The organism is Heyndrickxia sp. MSNUG (assembly GCF_049532715.1).
Taxonomy (GTDB): Bacteria; Bacillota; Bacilli; order Bacillales; family Cytobacillaceae; genus Mesobacillus.
Genome location: NZ_CP150978.1, coordinates 1,884,498 through 1,902,366, shown reverse-complemented (window position 1 = coordinate 1,902,366; position 17,869 = coordinate 1,884,498). Strand labels below are relative to the sequence as shown.

General features: G+C 41.6%; 15 protein-coding genes and 1 pseudogene. 3 read left to right on the top strand and 13 right to left on the bottom strand.

What is annotated here, in order from left to right:
• Positions 1-30: 30 nt before the first annotated feature.
• The 4 genes from glnA to hflX form a co-directional block, all read right to left on the bottom strand.
• On the bottom strand, positions 31-1,368 hold the full coding sequence (gene glnA / locus AABM38_RS09300; RefSeq protein WP_423410110.1) for a type I glutamate--ammonia ligase: 1,338 nt from the start codon (positions 1,366-1,368) through the stop codon (positions 31-33).
• 101 nt (positions 1,369-1,469) lie between these two features.
• Positions 1,470-1,874, bottom strand: coding sequence for a MerR family transcriptional regulator (locus AABM38_RS09295; protein WP_423410109.1), 405 nt, complete (start codon positions 1,872-1,874; stop codon positions 1,470-1,472).
• 144 nt (positions 1,875-2,018) lie between these two features.
• Positions 2,019-3,290, bottom strand: a complete 1,272-nt coding sequence (locus AABM38_RS09290; RefSeq protein WP_423410108.1) for an aminotransferase class I/II-fold pyridoxal phosphate-dependent enzyme — start codon at positions 3,288-3,290, stop codon at positions 2,019-2,021.
• 42 nt (positions 3,291-3,332) lie between these two features.
• Positions 3,333-4,610 (bottom strand): GTPase HflX, encoded by a 1,278-nt coding sequence (hflX, locus tag AABM38_RS09285; protein WP_423410107.1) that lies wholly within the window; start codon positions 4,608-4,610, stop codon positions 3,333-3,335.
• Between the two features lie 164 nt (positions 4,611-4,774).
• Between hflX and AABM38_RS09280 the strand changes: the two genes are divergently transcribed.
• Complete coding sequence (locus AABM38_RS09280; protein WP_335377486.1) at positions 4,775-5,380, top strand: trimeric intracellular cation channel family protein; 606 nt, start codon at positions 4,775-4,777, stop codon at positions 5,378-5,380.
• A gap of 61 nt (positions 5,381-5,441) precedes the next feature.
• On the opposite strand, the pseudogene AABM38_RS09275 reads toward AABM38_RS09280, so the two are convergent.
• Positions 5,442-6,460: pseudogene (locus tag AABM38_RS09275) on the bottom strand (STAS domain-containing protein).
• Between the two features lie 265 nt (positions 6,461-6,725).
• Here AABM38_RS09275 and AABM38_RS09270 point away from each other — a divergent pair.
• Entirely contained in the window at positions 6,726-7,286 is a 561-nt protein-coding gene (locus AABM38_RS09270; protein WP_423410106.1) for a hypothetical protein, read from the top strand.
• Positions 7,287-7,326: 40 nt separating this feature from the next.
• Here AABM38_RS09270 and AABM38_RS09265 read toward each other — a convergent pair whose 3' ends face one another.
• The 4 genes from AABM38_RS09265 to miaA form a co-directional block, all read right to left on the bottom strand.
• Complete coding sequence (locus AABM38_RS09265) at positions 7,327-7,557, bottom strand: glutaredoxin family protein (RefSeq protein WP_423410105.1); 231 nt, start codon at positions 7,555-7,557, stop codon at positions 7,327-7,329.
• A 222-nt stretch (positions 7,558-7,779) separates the two neighbouring features.
• Positions 7,780-8,727, bottom strand: a complete 948-nt coding sequence (gene spoVK, locus AABM38_RS09260) for a stage V sporulation protein K (protein ID WP_423410104.1) — start codon at positions 8,725-8,727, stop codon at positions 7,780-7,782.
• A 411-nt stretch (positions 8,728-9,138) separates the two neighbouring features.
• Positions 9,139-9,369, bottom strand: coding sequence for an RNA chaperone Hfq (hfq, locus tag AABM38_RS09255; RefSeq protein WP_207498257.1), 231 nt, complete (start codon positions 9,367-9,369; stop codon positions 9,139-9,141).
• 29 nt (positions 9,370-9,398) lie between these two features.
• Positions 9,399-10,352: a tRNA (adenosine(37)-N6)-dimethylallyltransferase MiaA gene (gene miaA, locus AABM38_RS09250; RefSeq protein ID WP_423410103.1), complete on the bottom strand. Its 954-nt coding sequence runs from the start codon at positions 10,350-10,352 to the stop codon at positions 9,399-9,401.
• A gap of 275 nt (positions 10,353-10,627) precedes the next feature.
• Between miaA and mreBH the strand changes: the two genes are divergently transcribed.
• Positions 10,628-11,635 carry a rod-share determining protein MreBH gene (gene mreBH, locus AABM38_RS09245; protein WP_335429968.1) on the top strand — a complete coding sequence of 336 codons (1,008 nt, stop codon included), beginning with the start codon at positions 10,628-10,630 and terminating at the stop codon, positions 11,633-11,635.
• Between the two features lie 276 nt (positions 11,636-11,911).
• On the opposite strand, the gene AABM38_RS09240 is transcribed toward mreBH, so the two are convergent.
• The 4 genes from AABM38_RS09240 to mutS all read right to left on the bottom strand — a co-directional run bounded on the left by AABM38_RS09240 (position 11,912) and on the right by mutS (position 17,825).
• A complete protein-coding gene (locus AABM38_RS09240) occupies positions 11,912-12,445 on the bottom strand; it encodes a DinB family protein (RefSeq protein WP_423410102.1) in 534 nt (177 codons plus the stop codon).
• A 123-nt stretch (positions 12,446-12,568) separates the two neighbouring features.
• Positions 12,569-13,015, bottom strand: coding sequence for a hypothetical protein (locus AABM38_RS09235; protein WP_423410101.1), 447 nt, complete (start codon positions 13,013-13,015; stop codon positions 12,569-12,571).
• A 133-nt stretch (positions 13,016-13,148) separates the two neighbouring features.
• A complete protein-coding gene (gene mutL, locus AABM38_RS09230) occupies positions 13,149-15,134 on the bottom strand; it encodes a DNA mismatch repair endonuclease MutL (RefSeq protein WP_423410100.1) in 1,986 nt (661 codons plus the stop codon).
• Between the two features lie 30 nt (positions 15,135-15,164).
• On the bottom strand, positions 15,165-17,825 hold the full coding sequence (gene mutS, locus AABM38_RS09225) for a DNA mismatch repair protein MutS (RefSeq protein WP_423410099.1): 2,661 nt from the start codon (positions 17,823-17,825) through the stop codon (positions 15,165-15,167).
• Positions 17,826-17,869 lie beyond the last annotated feature (44 nt).

Genomic DNA, 17,869 nt, shown 5'->3' with positions numbered 1-17,869 from the left:
TGAAGGAATTCAAGGAGTTCTTTCTATTTATTAATACATGCTCATATATTGTTCGCGTTCCCAAGGGTGAACTTGCGTGCGGAACATATCCCATTCGATTTCTTTTGCTTCAATGAAGTGTTCAAGGATATGCTCACCAAGAGCAGAGCAGATGACTTCGTTTTTCTTCAGCTGGTCAAGAGCTGCAGCTAATGTTGGCGGCAGATCGTCGATGCCTTCTTCGACACGCTCTTCCTTGTTCATCACATAGATGTTACGGTCAACTGAAGCTGGAGGAGTCAATTTGTTTTTGATTCCGTCCAAACCGGCTTTTAGCAATACTGCCATAGCAAGATATGGGTTTGCTGCAGGGTCAACGCTTCGAACCTCAACACGTGTGCTCAGTCCGCGTGATGCCGGGATACGGATCAATGGTGAACGATTTTTTGCAGACCACGCTACATAGCAAGGTGCTTCATAGCCTGGTACAAGGCGCTTATAAGAGTTTACAGTTGGGTTTGTAACAGCTGTAAAGCCTGATGCATGCTTAAGTGTTCCAGCGATGAACTGGTAAGCTGTTTCACTAAGTTCTAGCTTTTTATCACTTGGATCGTAGAAAGAATTCTCGCCGTTACGGAATAGTGACATGTTGCAGTGCATTCCTGAACCATTCACACCGAACAATGGCTTTGGCATGAATGTAGCATGCAGGCCGTGCTTACGTGCGATTGTTTTTACAACAAGTTTGAACGTTTGAATCTGGTCACAAGCTGTTAAAGCATCTGCATATTTAAAGTCGATTTCGTGCTGTCCTGGAGCAACCTCGTGGTGAGATGCTTCGATTTCAAAGCCCATTTCCTCAAGTTCAAGAACGATATCACGACGGCAGTTTTCACCAAGGTCTGTTGGTGCAAGGTCGAAGTAGCCACCGTTGTCGTTTAGCTCAAGTGTTGGCTCGCCATTTGCATCCAGCTTGAAAAGGAAGAATTCTGGTTCTGGCCCAAGGTTGAAGTTTGTGAAGCCAAGCTCTTCCATTTCTTTTAGAATACGCTTAAGGTTTCCACGCGGGTCACCTGCAAATGGTGTTCCGTCTGAATTGTTGATATCACAGATTAAGCGGGCAACCTTACCCTTTTCAGCAGTCCAAGGGAACACTACCCAAGTATCTAAATCAGGAATAAGGTACATATCAGACTCTTCAATACGGACGAAGCCTTCGATTGAAGAACCATCGAACATCATTTTATTATCAAGCGCTTTTTCAAGCTGGCTTATAGGAATTTCCACATTTTTGATTGTTCCTAGGATGTCAGTGAACTGCAAACGAATGAATTTTACATTTTCTTCTTTTGATAATCTTACAATGTCTTCTCTTGTGTACTTTGCCATTCTTAATTTCCTCCTAGATTTTAAATGATTGCTTTTCGCAAAATTTTTGGCCATTATCTATGAATACTATCATGCAAAGCCTACATGAATACGAAAAGTACTTAATGAAAAAACCTCGACATGTCTCCATTGTTGGATGATCTGTTGAAACGGCCTGCCTGGAGCAGCTCCTTGCGCAACAATTTCCGCAAATCGGCATCCGAAAGTTCCCGCCTTGTTTTCTCTGCTTGTTTTTTTTCAGCAGCACTTATGGCTGTCTGTTGTTTCACATTGTAAATTTGCTTGATGCCTGCCATGTTTACTCCCTGATCAATCAAATCCTTGATCTCAAGAAGCTTATCAATATCATTTAAGGAAAAGAGCCGTTTATTGCCTTCAGTTCTTGCCGGAGAAATCAATTCGTGCTCTTCATAATAACGGATTTGTCTTGCTGTTAAATCTGTTAATTGCATGACAATTCCGATACTGAATAGCGGCATATTCCGGCGAATTTCGCTTCCGCCCATTTGATTTCTCCTCCTTCCCTCTTAAGATAATCTCATTATATTCAATGTAAGATATGTTGTCAAACATATGTTAGATTATCTGACATGAAATTTCACAAAAAAATAACAGGACATTTAAATCAAACTGTCCTGTTGTATATTTTCCTATTTTAAATTAATTAAACCTTTATCTATTAAAGAATCAATCGCCAGGCAAACAGCCATTTTCACATGCGAATAGGTCAGTCCCCCCTGGACATAAGCAACGTACGGGGCTCTGGTAGGGCCGTCTGCTGTCAGCTCAATACTTGCTCCCTGGATGAATGTACCAGCTGCCATTATTACATCATCTTCATATCCAGGCATATAAGCAGGATATGGGGTAACATGAGAATTAATTGGTGAAGCAAATTGGATCGCCTGGCAAAAAGCAACCATCTTATCCTTATCATCAAACTGGACTGACTGAATCAGGTCAGTACGCTGAGCATCCCACTTTGGCGATGAGTTCATTCCAAGGCGGTCAAGCAACGCAGCTGTAAAAACTGCACCCTTTAAAGCCTGCGCCACAATATGCGGGGCCATGAAAAATCCCTGATACATCTCCTGAAGTGAATAAAGCGACGCGCCAGCCTCTGCCCCTATACCGGGTGAGGTCATTCTGTAAGAGCATGACTCCACGTATTTTGCCTTCCCTACGATATACCCGCCTGTTTTAGCAATGCCGCCTCCAGGGTTTTTTATCAATGATCCTGCCATTAAATCAGCACCCACATGGCATGGTTCAAGCTCCTCGACGAATTCTCCATAGCAGTTATCAACAAAAACGACAACATCACTTTTGATTTCTTTTACGAACTTTATCATTTCACCAATTTCCGAAACTGTGAACGATGGCCTTGTCGCATATCCCTTTGAACGCTGGATCCCGATCATCTTAGTTTCTGGCTTAATCGCCTTCTCTATAGCCTGCCAATCTATTTCCCCTTTATCTGTCAGATTGACAGTATTGTAGGAAATGCCAAATTCCTTTAAAGATCCATTCCCTGTGCCACGGATGCCAACGATTTCTTCCAGTGTGTCATACGGCTTGCCAGTAATATATAAGAGTTCGTCTCCAGGTCGAAGAATTCCGAACAGTGCAATAGAAATCGCATGTGTTCCCGAAATGATTTGCGGGCGGACCAGCCCAGCTTCCCCGCCAAAGACCTCTGCATAAATTTTTTCAAGCGTCTCCCTGCCTGCGTCGTCATAACCATAGCCTGTCGTAGGGATAAAATGCGAATCGCTCACTCGGTTACTTTGGAAGCTTTGCAGTACTCTGAATTGATTCGTATCAATTCGCTCATCTATTTTCTTATGCACTCCGGCAATCTGCTGCTCGATCTCACTTACGAGCGGCTGCAGCTTATGACCATTTTTCAGCTGTGTAAACATGTTGATCCCCTATCTATTTTAATACTTAAATAATATTCAGATTTATAAAGAAAACCTTTTCAGCTGCCCGGTAATCTGATGGTCAGCCAAAGAAAATCCTTTGCAAACATACCCCTGCTTTTCTTCATCAAAAGAAAGCTCTCGCAGGATCGTTTCATTTTTCAGCTGCGCCAGCAGCTTGCCTTCATCTGAAGGAACAATAACATGGAATGATTCCATCATGCCGATAATGGTTTGCTCCATTTTCGCAAGCAGATTTTTCCTGTCTTCTTCACTGAATGCACTGATAAAAGCAGTTTCGTTTTTTGCGTTCGGGACGAAATCCTGGTGTACAATATCCCGTTTATTATAAACAGTGATTTGCGGAATATGATGAACCTCGAGGTCCTCAAGCAATTTATTTACTGTTTGTTCGTGCGAAAAATAATCCTGATTGGACATATCGACTACATGCAACAGCAAGTCTGCCTCCCTGACTTCTTCAAGAGTCGACCGGAAAGCGGCAATCAAAGTTGTTGGCAGATCCTGGATAAACCCAACAGTATCTGTCAGCAAGGCTGTGAAACCACTTGGTAAAATCGCTTTTCTCGTCATCGGATCCAACGTCGCAAACAATTGGTTTTCTTCATAAGAATCTGCTTCTGTCAGCCGGTTAAACAGCGTTGACTTCCCGGCGTTCGTATAACCAACAAGTGCAATCTGGAACGTTTTGTTTTTCTTGCGCCGTTCGCGGTAGCGATCGCGATGCTGAACAATTACAGCAAGCTGCGATTTGATATCATCAATCCTTCTGCGGATATGTCGGCGATCGGATTCCAGTTTCGTCTCCCCTGGCCCTCTCGTTCCAATACCAGCACCAAGCCGTGACATTTCAATCCCTTTTCCGGCAAGACGAGGCAATAGGTATTGAAGCTGTGCAAGCTCAACCTGGAGCTTCCCTTCCTTTGAGCGAGCTCGCTGGGCAAAAATATCAAGAATCAGCTGTGTCCGGTCAATTACCCTTGCTTTTAACCCGGCAGAAAGATTTCGGTTTTGGCTTGGAGATAATTCGTCATTAAAAATAATTATGTCGGGCTCAAGTTCCTCTTCCAGCGCCTGAAGTTCTTCTACCTTTCCTTTTCCTATGTATGTAGCCGGATGAACCTTAACTCGTTTCTGGGCAACCTGCACCATTACCGTCCCCTGCGCTGTTTCAGTGAGAGATTCAAGTTCTTCCATTGAATATTGAAAGTGGAGATCGTCTTCATCAGCCGTCTGACAGCCTACAAGAATTACTTTCTCAAGTACATTTTCTCGTTCCAAATAACACCCTTCTTTCATTATATAGCTAAAAACATCATACCAAATATTATAGGTAAACAAAAATTTTGCAATATTGGGCTAAAGTGGTTGTAAATCGGGAGGAAAGTGATAAAATCAATATGTTTTCATTTTCCTATTTTAGTATTAAAAGATTATTTTCTCAAGAGGAGCAAAAGGATAAAATGACATGGGAAGTACTCAGCATGATTGGAACAGTAGCATTCGCGATCAGCGGTGCGATTATTGCGATGGAAGAAGAATATGATATCTTCGGAGTTTATATATTGGGAATTGTGACTGCGTTTGGAGGCGGGGCCATCCGAAACCTGCTGATTGGCGTCCCTGTATCAGCTTTATGGGATCAGGGGCTGTTTTTTAACCTAGCCTTACTATCCATTACGATTGTTTTTATCTTTCCAAGCAACCTGTTAAAACACTGGCAGCGATGGGGCAATTTCTTTGATGCAATAGGGTTGGCTGCATTTGCGATACAAGGTGCCATCTATGCTTCTAACATGGGCCACCCTTTAAGTGCAGTCATCGTCGCAGCCGTGCTCACAGGGAGCGGCGGCGGGATCATCCGTGACTTGCTCGCAGGCCGTAAACCACTTGTATTGAAAGCCGAAATTTATGCTGTTTGGGCCGTACTTGCTGGCCTTGTCATCGGCCTGGGAATGGCTGATCAAGCTGTGGAATTGTACGGATTGTTTCTAGTCATCACCACACTCCGTGTCATGTCTTACACCTTCAAATGGCACCTGCCTGTCAGGAAACTTGGACTGGATTGAAGCACCGCTATATAAAAAGAACCAAAAAAGGCTTTCACACTCAGTGCGAAGCCTTTTTTCTTTATATTATTTTCCGCCCCATCTGACCAATCGCATAATGAATGCCATGCTGCAAGGTTTGGAAGCAATCAAACTTTGAGAGGTTGATACTTGATTGAGTAATGGCAATTCCAAGTGCGGATGAGATGCCTACAAGTATCGTTTTCGTTCCTATTAATTTCGCTGCTGAGCCAATTTTTTCGATCAGACTGACAGTATGCTGCCCGATTTCTTGATCCAGACCTGTCAAATCAAGAACAAGGTAGCTCGCTTTATGCGAGGGAAGTTTATTTAATGTATTAATGATAAGCTGTTCAGAGCGATCCTCCTCGTACTTTCCGATCAAAGGAACTACTACTACTCCATCAAGAACAGGGATGATTGGAGAGGAAAGCCTGTTAACCAGTTCTTTTAATTCAGCTGTTTTTTCCTCCACAAGGCCTTCAAGCTGTCTGATTTGTTCTGACTCTTTTTTACGTGCAAGCTGATGAATATTTTCTGATATTTTAATGTCTGAAGGGAAATATTCAATGATGCTGTATTCGTGTCCTTCAAGCTGGTGCTGCTTGATTTTATACCAAATTGTCGTGCCAAAAAGACCGGTAAATACACCCGCATAATGGGCGGGAAGAAAACTCCCCCTTTTGTTTTCCCCTGAGCAACATTCACTTTATGCTCCCAGCTATCCCTCATTATCGCTGTAAATGTTTTCGATTCAAAATTCAAATCTTCTATCCGTGTAAGACCCCAGCCTGCGGAAGCGTAAGTGGTGGTGATCATGTCTGCTGCTTCTGAGACACTGATTTCCTTAATTCTCTCAAAGTATTGTCCCACAACAAGTCCTTGCCGGAATCCAGTGGATTCAAACACAAGATTTGAAGCCTCTTCCCCTGAAATTTCTTCAATTGTATCAAAAAAAGTCTTCATTGCTGACGAAATCCAAAAAAGGACAGCATCCTCACCTTCAAATATGAATCTTCCCTTATCTAAATCCCAGCCAAAATCAATACCACCGATTTTATAATTCATTTCAGACCCCATAAAAGAACTCCTTTATCTATCTATGTATGTTATGTAAAGCACGAAGTTTTTAATAAGCTTCGTTATTTTCTCCCTAATTATAAGAATTAAGTAGTGAAACCCCGATTCTTTTTACCCAAAATAAACATAACCAAAACCTAAGAGCAAAAAAAAGTGACATTTTATAGGTCGAATATTATTGAAACATACACTCCTGTTCCTTTCTTATCTGTAAAAACACTTCAAATGGGCTTTAAATGGCGGTTAAACAAAGAAGGTTTTCACGATGAACTTTACTAAGACTTACACCCAGCAAATGGATAAAAACTTCATGACAAGAAATACTAAAACAAACCAATCCAATAGGGAGGACCTGATTTTGTTTAATAAAGTATTTTTATGGGGCATGCTCATACTTCCCTGGTTTACTTTGTTTTTCTTAAAAAAAGAAGGAATAAAACGATACATGCCGGTTGCCATCTTCGCCTCCCTTTTGATGACGGTTTATAATGTGTTTGCTTATAATCAAAAACACTGGGAGATTAAAGTTACGATTATCCCCTTACTTAAGCCATTATTCGTATCAGGTTTATTTGGCGGTTTTTTAATTGTGACTATTTGGATCTTTTATTATACTTATGGGTATTTCTGGAAATATCTAATAACAAACATAGTAGCTGACTTTATGTTTGCGATCTTTCCTATTCATTATTTATTTCAGGAGAAGCTGGGAATTTACCAGCTTCATAACATTACCCCATTAGGCCGCTTCACCCTTTTTGTTATCTTTGCTTTATTGATCTATTTGTACCAGATGTGGCAGGAAGAGGTACTCATTTCAAAATAAAAAGGATTCCACTTTTGCTGGAATCCTTTTACTGATTATCTTATTTCAAATGAGCCATAACTGAGTTAGGATCGAAACCTAAAACCCAGTGACCGTTAACATTTGATTGAGGTACTCCCATTTGACCAGTTGCGTCTACAAGCTTTTGAGCTTCAATTGGATTTTGCTGAACATTAATTTCCTTGTAGGCAATTCCCTTGTCATCTAAAAAATTCTTCAACATTGTGCAATAAGGACAAGTATTTGTTGTGTAAACTGTAATATTGTTCATTTAAACTCCCCCGATTATCATATTTTATATACCCTTAAGGGTATATTAACAAATACGAAAAATAATGTCAACAATAGCTGCTGACATTATTTTCACTTACTAAATAATTTGCTACTTTTTTTTGAGATGGCTGTTTTCCTATACTTTATTGAGTTTAATTAGCTCATTTAAACAACAATCTTTTTGGAATAACCCTTTTAGTTTCATATACCCCAATGTCTTTTAATCATTTGAAAAAACAAGATCATTGCTGCGGATAGTCATTAATTCATGCCTGTCATATTGGTTTTGCATCAGCAGCCTCATAGCCTGTGCTCTGATTGATTTTTCAATCACATTGCGTACATACCGACCATTCGAAAAAGCTGCGGGACCAAGTGTAGATTTTATTGCAACGAGATGCTCACGAAGTTTTCGCTCTGCCTCATGACTTAGACTGTATTCCCTTTCCTTTAGCATCCGCTGGCTTATTTCCATCAGCTGGTCAATTGAATAGTCTGGAAAATCGATGACAAGAGGAAACCTGGAATGCAATCCTGGGTTCAACGTCAAAAAGTACTCCATCTCCCGAGAATATCCGGCTAGGATTAAAATGAAATCGTGCTGCTTATCCTCCATATGCTTCACCAAGGTATCAATTGCTTCCTTGCCAAAGTCTTTTTCCCCGCCACGGCCAAGAGAATAGGCTTCATCGATAAACAAAATGCCTCCCATTGATTTCTTAATCAAATCCCGTGTCTTTTGTGCTGTGTGCCCGATATATTCCCCCACAAGGTCGGCCCTTTCAGCCTCAATCAAATGCCCCTTTGAAAGGACGTTCATTTTCAGGAACAGCTTTCCAATGATTCTCGCTACTGTAGTTTTGCCGGTTCCCGGGTTCCCCTTGAACATCATGTGCAAAGCCTGCTTGCCAGCTTTCAGCCCCAATTCTTCTCGTTTTTTATTCACATATATCCAGGCATATATTTCTTTAATCATTCGTTTCATTTCTTCCATGCCAACAAGCGTCCCGAGCTCTTCCTCAATATCCTTCAAGGCAGCATGCTCTTGCGGGATCGACTTTGGAACCAGCTGCGAATCAGGCAGTTCTTTCGTTAATGTTTTCCTTTTCTGTGCGTTCAAAACAATACTGATTTGACCGTTGTTTTTCTTTCGAAGCGGTTGGTCCAAAGATTTCACCTCTCATTCTCGAAACAGTATACTTACCTATTTGATCTTTCCGTTTTGCCTACTATAAGGCATATGCCCTGTTAGGATAGAATTTTACATAATTTAAATTAGGGATGCCGTATAATCTTTGTACTTTATCTCAGTAACTTTTTGATTATTTACCATACGCCATATTGCCACAGCAATTTTCTCCATTTGTCAGAATCTGCGGTTTCCCAAGAAATACTCATATATTTATATGTATTCCAGTAAGTAGGAATTCATTTTTAAAATCATTCTGATGCCCTAAAAGTTTTTTTAATCTTTTTCCAATAAATTTTTAAGTTGTATTCGAATTCAACACCTTAAGCTTCAACTGTCCCTCTCCAAAAGAAAAACCCGCCATTGGCGGGTTTCCTGATCATTTTATTATTAAGCTTGACCTTCATAATCGATTTGGACGTTCTTTTGTGGGGCAAAGGTTGAAATAGCATGTTTATATACAAGTTGCTGCTTTCCATCAGATTCAAAAAGAACGGTAAAATTATCGAAACCTTTAATTTGGCCCCTCAATTGAAATCCGTTCAATAGGAAAACGGTACAATTAATGTTGTCTTTACGACACTGGTTTAAATATTGGTCCTGAATGTTCACTTGTTTCATGGGCGGATCCTCCTCTTTTATCTCTATTATTATGTATTCGCTCTTATCTCAAGCTTTCCTTCAATGAACTTAGAAATTTCAGCGAATTTTTTTTCAGCATCATTTGACACTGACATATCAAACCATTCCACATTCATCTTGTTTCGAAACCATGTTAGCTGTCTTTTTGCATAGCGGCGTGAATTTTGTTTTAAATTTTCAACCGCCGTTTCAAGGTCGATTTTACCAGCAAAATAATCATAAAGCTCTTTATAGCCAATTGCCTGGATAGACTGGCAGTCTTTCAGCCCCTGATCGTAAAAATATTTAACTTCCTCCAGGAGACCTTGCTCAAGCATTAGGTCGACGCGTAAATTGATGCGATTATAGAGTAATTCCCTATCCATCGTCAAACCAATAATGGCAGTATCATACAATAACTCTGGGGATTGTTTCTCCTGAAGCTCTGCTGCTGTTTTTCCTGTGCAATGAATGATTTCTAACGCCCTGATCACACGTCGGAGATTATTCGGATGAATTCGCGAAGCACTTTCCGGGTCAACAGCCCTCAACCTTTCATGCAAATAATCTTGGCCATGTTCCTCGGCTTCTTTTTCCAGCATATTGCGAAAGCTCAGGTCTGATGGAGCATCTGTAAAATGATAGTCGTAAATGACGGACTGAATATAAAGCCCCGTGCCGCCGACTATCATTGGAATCCTTCCTCTTGAGCTGATTTCGTCAATCTTCGTACGGACTAGTTCCTGAAATTCCGCTGTTGAAAAACTTTCATCCGGCTCTTTAATATCAATCAAATGATGAGGAATACCTTCCATTTCTTCATTGGTGACTTTGGCGGTCCCGATATCCATGCCCTTATAAACCTGCATTGAATCTCCGCTGATGATTTCACCATTAAATTTCTTTGCTAGCTCGATGCTCAGCTTGGTTTTACCGACAGCTGTCGGCCCAATTAACACAATCAATTTCTGTTTTTGATTCAAAAAACTTCACACTGCCTTTTCTTTGAAGCTGTTGGGTTGTTGCCCCAACATATAATCTTATCTTACCATTAAATAGAAAGCAGTTGAACATCTATGCATTATACCCCTAACTTAGCAACTGTATTCTTAAATCTAGAATTTTTGAATAAATTTTCCTGTACTTTTACAATTAGATAACGTTTACGTAACAAAAGCCCTTTCACCCCCAAATTCATGGTAGTTTAGTAGAAGTCTATGATGGATTTACTAATTTATAGAGAACTGGGTGAAAACGAATGTTATCTACTACAGAAATTGGAATTGATTTAGGAACAGCCAACACACTTGTATATAGTAAAAATAAAGGAATCGCTCTAAATGAGCCTTCTGTTGTGGCGATTGATACTGAAACAAAAAACGTTCTTGCTGTCGGCAAGGAAGCGAAAGAAATGATCGGGAAAACTCCTGGAAAGATTGTCGCAATCCGACCTTTGAAGGATGGAGTGATTGCGGACTTTGACGTGACGACAGAAATGCTTAAGCATATCATGAAGAAGGCCGCCAAAACAGGCGGGTTTGGTCTTCGCAAACCAGATGTAGTTGTTTGTACACCTTCTGGGTCAACTAGTGTTGAACGTCGTGCGATTCAGGATGCAGTCAGAAATGCAGGCGCAAAAAAGGTGCATCTAATCGAAGAACCTGTTGCGGCAGCAATTGGAGCAGGCCTTCCTGTTGATGAGCCTGTAGCAAACGTTGTCGTGGATATCGGCGGCGGTACTACCGAGGTTGCGATCATCTCTTATGGCGGTGTTGTAGCGTGCCATTCGATTCGTATTGCGGGCGACAGATTGGACGAAGACATCATTCAATATGTACGCAAAGAGTATAATGTTTTAATTGGTGAAAGAACAGCCGAAAAAATCAAGATGGAAATCGGCTATGCGCTCGTTGACCATGAAATGATGGAAATGGATATTCGCGGCCGTGACCTTGTAACGGGTCTTCCGAAAACTGTTACGCTTAATTCATATGAAATCAGAGATGCCATAAAGGAATCCCTTCTTCATATTATGGAAGCAATCCGTGCAACTCTTGAAGATTGCCCGGCGGAACTAAGTGGTGATATCGTAGACCGCGGTGTTATTCTTTCAGGTGGCGGAGCATTGCTTAATGGTATTCAGGACTGGTTAGGCGGCGAGATGGTCGTACCTGTCCATATCGCTCCAAATCCTTTGGAATCTGTTGCAATCGGTACTGGAAAAGCGCTTCAGTACATTCATAAGCTTCAGCCAGCAGTGAGATAATCCTGCGTGAAAAAACTCGTCTTTTTAGGACGAGTTTTTTGCTGTTTAAACATACATAATTACATGCAAATTTGTGAAGGTCAGCTTCCCATATCAGGCTATATTCTATTAGTCTGTTAATTTTTACACCAGGCTCTCGCTTTTTACGCGGTGGCCGCTGATCCCGCAGGGCTTAGAAAAGAACCTTCAAAATTACCCACTCACGAAGGAAATGCGGTAGCATTTTCGAGGTATCAAGTACCATTCCCTCCCATCAACAGGAGCAAAATACCAACATCAGCCTTTAACACTGTCACCTTTTAAATATTTTTCCTTAATGATTTTCATATGATGAAGCTCATGTCCTGCAATCATGAAAGGAAGTGCTCTCGCTGTAATTTCATATCCATTAGCCGAACCTATCCGCTCCCATGCATGTTGAGGTATACCCTTCATTAAGCTTATTGTAGACCTTCTGACTAACTTATAATCCTCAAGCAGATCTGTAAGGGACCGCAAATGAAAGGCCGCCTCTTTTACATAGTCATTTTCACTGTAACCGGGTAGCACGGTCTGATCTCCTCTAGAAATACGCAGCAATCTGTACCCCATTATCCGTTCGGTATCGGTTAAATGGCCAACGACTTCACTTAGTGACCATTTTCCTTCAGCATACCGGAAATTGGCTTCTGCTTCTGATAGGTTTGAAAGTAGTGTGTAAGTGTTATCCGACTGTGAAGCAAGAATATCTGTTATATCTCCATCTGGAACTAAAGAAATATAGCTTCTTGTATATTCGGGATATTCTTCAATTAATGGACGTTTAAGCAATTATATGTCTCTCCTTTTCCATCATTCTAAAGATTATTAATTCGGCTTATTGCTAGAAGAATCCTGTTTGGCAGCTTATATAGAAAGGCACCGTACCACTATGGAGATACAGCGCCAATTTAACTATTCCACCTGCTGTTTACGAAGTTTATTAAAATATAAAAATACTGGCAGCGGGATGACGATAAATCCAAGACTTTTTATAATTTGGTTAAGGGCACGATCCTTCTGACGAGTCTTTTCTTCATTTAAATAATCATCATAGTTGCTGCGAAGTTCTTTTTCACTCAATTCAGTTTTTGAACCTTCAATTTTCCCATTTTGATTCATTTGTTTATATTCTGTATAGCTCTGATAATAGCCAGATGGACTGACTAGGTCGGCTGTTGCCATAAAAATTGATACACCTCCGCCAATGACCATCATTAACGTTGCGAATAAAACGAGATAAATATATAGATGCCTGACCACACTCTCTCCCCCTTTTTCTTTGTTTTTCATTGCAAAAGCTACGAAGAAAATAATAATGACAATTGGCATGATGGCAAATAATAGCGAAAAAACAAACAATGGAGCACCTCCATTCTTCTCTTCTACTTTAAATATACTGCTTAAATCAGCTTTCTACTATCCATTTTTTGAATTTACACAAAAATAAAAAGCAGTGCTCCCATGGATGAAAGCACTGCATTTGAGTTTATTTTTACATAACACGCTTGAACATTTTTTCCATTTCATAAGTGGAGTAATGTACAATGATTGGCCTTCCATGTGGACATGTGAACGGGTCAGAAGATCGCCGCAATTCATCGAGCAATGCCTGAATCTCATCGTTCCGCAAATGATGGTTTGCCTTTATCGATGCCTTGCAGCTCATCATGATTGCTGCTTCTTCGCGCAGCTTCTTTAAATCTACTTTTTTCATCGCCAGCAGCTGTTCAATCATATCTTCAATCAGCTCTTGTTCCTCCCCGCGCGGCAGCCATTGGGGATGTGAGCGCACGATAAAGCTATTGTAGCCAAATGGCTCAAGGAAGACTCCGACCTTTTCAAGTTCTTGCTGATGTTCATTGATTTTAATGCATTCATCAGCAGAATATTCAAGTGTGATTGGTACTAGCATTTCCTGAAGCTCTGTCGCAACTTGGCCTACCTTATCACGGAAGTATTCATACTTAATCCGCTCCTGGGCAGCATGCTGGTCAATTATATAAAGGCCACGCTCATTCTGAGCAAGAATATAAGTGCCATGCATCTGGCCAATAGGATAAAGAGGCGGGACACGGGAGGGATTGCCTTCAGCCTTTGTAAAGGTAGGCTCATCCAAATGGACCTCCAAACCCAGTCCTGAAACGGGAGAAACGTTTATTTCTGTTTCTCCTGCAGGTGCCTCTTTCTCCAGCACATTTCCTTGAATGCTCTGTTCCCTTTCATTCGTTTCCGGCCTTATTAATGGTTCTGCGGCTATAAAAGCATTCCGCCAGTCTGGACCATCAGTTCTAGTGAAATCCTTCTGTTCTGCAGCTGTATAACGCTGGCTTAATTCAGTTGCTTTCTCTTCGATGATGTGCCCATTGCCAATCATGCTGTTTGAATGAGTACTAGGTGTACTTTTTTCAGAAGAAGGGAGGTGGTCAAGATCCATGAATGTCTGTTCCGACTTTGGCTTTTCAATTTTTTGAGCTATGAAGCCAGCTGGTATCAATTCCTTCGTTTTAAATGCGTTTTTGATAACCCTGGAAACCAGCTCATTCAATTCTTGCTCCTTGCTCAATCGCACTTCCATTTTTGATGGATGGACATTAACATCAATCAAAAGTGGATCCATTTCAATATTCAACAGGACCACAGGAAATCTTCCTATCGGAAGCAATGTGTGGTACCCTTCCTGAATGGCTTTTACCAGTGCATAGTTTTTAATGAACCGGCCATTGATCATAGTTGAAATATAATTCCTTGATGCCCTTGTTATTTCAGGCATGGAGATATATCCGCTGATTTTATAATCCAGTGATTCTCCTGATATCGGGACCATCGCTTTAACCATATTGATTCCATAGATTGCTGCGAGTACCTGTCGTACATCTCCATTGCCCGCAGTCTTTAATAACTGGCGGCCATTATGGACGAGCCGGAAGCTGATATCCGGATTAGCAAGTGCAAGCCGGTTTACGACATCCGTGACATTCCCCAGCTCCGTGTGGATTGTCTTCATATATTTCAAGCGAGCCGGTGTGTTAAAAAATAAGTCGGTAATCGTGATATCTGTTCCTTTGCGGCCATCCGCCTTATCAAGCGAGTCTACTTTGCCGCCTTCGATCGTAATCTTGTTTCCTTCGACCCCTGTTGAGGTCTTCATTTCCAATCTAGAAACAGATGCAATACTTGGCAGAGCCTCTCCTCTGAAACCAAGCGTCCTGATCCTGAACAAGTCGTTCTCATTTTTGATTTTGCTGGTCGCATGGCGCTGGAAGGCTGTAAGAACATCGTCTTCTTCAATGCCATCCCCATTATCGGTAATCCTGATCCTCGCAAGCCCCGCTTCTTCAAGATCGACTTCGATTACTGTACTGCCGGCATCGATCGAGTTTTCAAGCAATTCCTTCACGACAGAAGCAGGACGCTCTACTACCTCGCCGGCTGCGATTTTATTTGATAATGCATCATCGAGTTGAATGATTTTCCCCATATTTCCACCTCCAGCTTTCCATTTTATTCATTAACTGCGCAGCTTTTTCTGCAATTCATACAGTACATTGATCGCCTGAAGCGGAGTCATATCAAGAATTTCAATCCCCGTTAATTTATCAAGTACAAGTTTTTCCTTTTTACTAATTGTACTTTCTTTTTTAGGCATTGGGTCTTCATCAAAGAACGACAGCTGGGCAGCGGCAGCTGTTTCAGCAATCTGAAGCCTCTGAGATTCCTGCAGTTCCTCAGTCTTAACCGGTGTTCCATAGCCTGAGCTTCTTTGTCCATGAAGTTCAGTTGAAATTTGAGCGTCTGTCTGCTCGAGGATCTGCAGGATTTCTGCAGCACGCTCTATTAGCTCTGCAGGCAATTCAGCTAGCTGGGCAACATGAATTCCGTAGCTTTTATCTGCTGCGCCTTCCCTGATTTTATGAAGGAAAACAACCTTCCCATTTTGTTCAACTGCGCTTACATGGACGTTCTTCAATTTCAACAGCTCATTTTCAAGCGTTGTCAGCTCATGATAATGCGTTGAAAAAAGCGTCTTTGCGCCAATTTTATCATGGATATATTCAATCATTGCCTGGGCTAGTGCCATTCCGTCATAAGTAGATGTTCCACGGCCAATTTCATCAAACAGAATCAAACTGTTTTCCGTAGCGTTCGTAATCGCATTCTTCGCTTCAAGCATCTCGACCATAAACGTACTCTGTCCTGATACCAGGTCATCCGCCGCACCAATCCTCGTGAATACCTGGTCAAAGATTGGCATCACTGCTTCAGATGCAGGTACGAAGCAGCCTATTTGCGCCATGATTGCCGTAAGCGCAATTTGGCGCATATACGTACTTTTACCAGACATATTTGGCCCGGTAATAAGGAGAACTTCCCTTTCCGAATCCATAGAGCAGTCATTTGGAACATATTCCTGGGCATTCATAACCTTTTCTACTACAGGATGACGGCCATCTTTGAGGACAATTTTCCTGTGGACAGAAAACGATGGCCTTACATATCGACGCTGTTCGCTAAGCTCGGCAAATCCAAGCAGGACGTCCAATTCACTGAGTGCTTTCGCAAGTCCCTGCAATCTTGGGATATATTCTTTGATTGTTTCGCGGATGCCGGTAAATAGCTGGTACTCAAGTTCGACGCTTTTTTCCTCGGCTGCAAGAATCAATTCTTCCTTTTCTTTCAGTTCAGGAGTGATAAATCGCTCGGCATTCGAGAGGGTCTGCTTCCGTTCATACTGGCCTTCCTGAAGCAAATGCAGATTGGCGCGTGTCACTTCAATATAGTAACCAAAGATTCGGTTGTAGCCGACCTTCAAGGATTTAATGCCCGTTTTCTCACGCTCCTGGCGCTCGAGCATCGCGATCCATGTTTTTCCGTTTCTGCTTGCATCCCGGTATTGATCGAGCTGCTCATCATATCCATCCCGTATGATATTGCCTTCCTTGACAGACATAGGAGGATTATCAACGATAGCCTGCTCGAGCAAATCCGCGGCTTCCTCACAAGGATCTAAGCGATCAGACATACGGGCTGCTTCTTCAAGTGGAAGGCTCTGTAAAATATGCTTTAAAGAAGGCACCTGTAATAACGACCTTTTTAATTGCATCAGATCCCGTGGATTCAAGTTGCCAAAAGCAACCCTGCCGGCAAGCCTTTCAAGATCATATACTTCTTTTAGTTTTTCTCTTAGTTCCTGCCGTTCAAAGAATTGTCCTACAAACAGCTCGACCATTCCCTGCCTGCGGCGAATATCCTCTTGTTCGATTAACGGCCTGTTGATCCATTGCTTGAGCATCCTTCCGCCCATAGCCGTCATCGTCTCGTCCAGCAGCCACAAAAGCGTGCCTTTTTTGGCAGTGGAACGGATTGTTTCGGTCAGTTCAAGATTTCGCTTTGAAAAATAATCTATTTTCATAAATTGCTGGACTTTGTATACAGATACTTTCTGCAAATGATCCAGACTGCGTTTTTGGGTCCTGAATAAATAATTGAATAATCTTGATGCTGTTTTTCTTAATTCAGAACCTTCAAGCTCTGAAAAAAGCTCCTTGAAAGATTCGTTAAGTTCCGTGTTATCCTCTATCGATAAAGCAAGAATTGAACGTTCCTTCAGCTTTTTTTCGATTTCAGGAGAGAGCGAGCTTTCAATGACTACTTCCTTTGCACCGGACATTGTCAGTTCATTGATCAGTTCCTCGATGTTTCCTGTTAAAAGCGTGGCCCTGCTTTCTCCAGTTGTCAGATCGCTGCAGGCAAATCCATACTTATCTCCAGGGAAAATGGAAACAGACGCGATAAAATTGTTTTCTTTATCTGTAAGTCCGCGGCCTTCCATCATCGTACCGGGGGTGATCAGCTGGACAACCTCCCGCTTCACAACACCTTTTGCTGTTTTAGGGTCTTCGGTTTGTTCGCATATTGCTACTTTATATCCTTTCGCAATAAGCTGTTCAATATAATTTGGAGCAGAATGGTAAGGCACTCCGCACATCGGAATCCGTTCCTCTCCGCCACCCTCTCTGCTGGTAAGAGTAATCTCAAGCTCTTGAGATGCTTTCAGTGCATCTTCAAAGAACATTTCATAAAAATCGCCAAGGCGAAAAAATAAAAAGGCATCTTGGTAGTCTGCCTTAACTTGCAGGTATTGCTTTATCATAGGGGTATATGTAGCCATATTATCCTCCAACATTCACTATAATTCGATCTTATACTCTAAAT